Source organism: Streptosporangium heterodermiicola, assembly GCF_051390675.1.
In the GTDB taxonomy this organism is placed as follows: Bacteria; Actinomycetota; Actinomycetes; order Streptosporangiales; family Streptosporangiaceae; genus Streptosporangium.
In genome coordinates, this window is record NZ_JBPJSR010000070.1 from 1 (window position 1) to 1,553 (window position 1,553).

At 71.3% G+C, this 1,553-nt stretch carries 1 protein-coding gene; it reads left to right on the forward strand.

Features of this window, described 5'->3' with window-relative positions; all coding sequences use genetic code 11:
* Positions 1-270: 270 nt before the first annotated feature.
* On the forward strand, positions 271-1,443 hold the full coding sequence (locus tag ACSC1Q_RS42915; protein WP_436764500.1) for an amidohydrolase family protein: 1,173 nt from the start codon (positions 271-273) through the stop codon (positions 1,441-1,443).
* Positions 1,444-1,553 lie beyond the last annotated feature (110 nt).

Consider the following 1,553-nt stretch of genomic DNA (forward strand, 5'->3'; position numbering starts at 1 on the left):
ACCGCCGCTGAAGCGTCAGTTGGGGCTGGTTCAGGGCGGGCCGCCGTAGCTGAAGCACCGCTGACAGGACCCAGTCCAGGGCTGAGGCGCCACAGGCCGCCAAGGCTCATCGATGTCCGAGGTGCCCTTCTCAGGATCTTCTCAGGGAGATTCAGGGGCCTCTCAGGTCGTTCGTGATGTTGTTGTGCCAGCCGCCGCCACCAGACCCGCGACGTCCGGGGAACGGGACGGGGGGCCGCGTACGCCACCTCCCCCAGGAGCCTCACGACCATGACGCCTCTCGCGATTCACGCCGGACTGATGTTCGACGGCACGAACCTGTCCGGGCCCACGACGGTTCTCGTGGAGGGCGGGCGGATCACCGGTGTGGACACGACAGGCGCTCCTCCGCCGGACGGGGTGGACCTGATCGACCTGGGCGCGGACACCTTCCTGATGCCGGGACTCGTCGACCCTCACGTGCATCTCGGCTTCGACGCCGGCCTCGACCCGGTGACCGCGTTCACCGCCGCCGACGACACGGAGTTGCTGGCCAGGATGCGGACCGCGGCCGACAGGGCGCTCCGGGCCGGTATCACGACCGTGCGCGACCTCGGTGACCGCGACTATCTGGCGCTGAGGTTGAGGGCGGAGTTCGGGGAGGGGCCGGAGATCCTCGCCGCCGGGCCCCCGATCACCACGCCCGGCGGCCACTGCCATTTCATGGGCGGAGCGGCCGAAGGAGCCGCCGCCCTGCGCGCCGCGGTACGGGAGCGGCACGAGCGGGACTGCGCGGTGGTCAAGATCATGCTGAGCGGCGGCAACATGACGCCGGGCTCGCCGCCGCCGCACGAATCGCAGTACTCACCGGCCGATCTGCGGGTCGTCGTCGACGAGGCACATCGGCTCGGCCTGCCCGTCGCCGCCCACGCGCACGGTACGCAGGCGATCAGGGACGCGCTGGCGGCGGGGGTGGACAGCATCGAGCACGCCACGTTCGTGACCGCGGACGGCGTCGACGCGGACCCCGCCCTGCTCGCCGCCATCGCCGAGAGCGACACCTTCGTGAGCGTGACGATCGGAGTCGTCCCCGGCGACTCACCGCTCGTCCTGCCGCCGGAGGTCGCCAAGCGTGTGGAGGCCGTACACGAGGCCCTCAGGAGCCTCTACAAGCTCGGGGCCCGCATCGTGCTCGGTACGGACGCCGGAATCATGCCGGTCAAACCGCACGACGTGCTGCCGTACGCCATCGCTCAGTTCACCGTGGAGGGGCCGTCTCCGCTGGAGGCACTCACGGCGGCGACCAGCCTCGCCGCCCGGGCGTGCGGGGTCTCCGGCCGGAAGGGACGGATCGCGGTGGGCGCGGACGCCGACCTGCTGGCCGTGACCGGGAATCCCCTCGACGATCTCGACCGGCTCCGGGACGTCCGGGCGGTCTTCCGCGCGGGAGTCCGGGTCAGGTGACACGGGCATGGGTGGCTTTCGGCGCCCAGCCCTGGACTGGGTCCTGTCAGCGGTGCTTCAGCTACGGCGGCCCGCCCTGAACCAGCCCCAACTGACGCTTCAGCGGCGGC

Coding starts and splice junctions, on each gene's coding strand:
- ACSC1Q_RS42915 (WP_436764500.1), top strand. CDS start 271: ATGACGCCTCTCGCGATTCACGCCGGACTGATGTTCGACGGCACGAAC.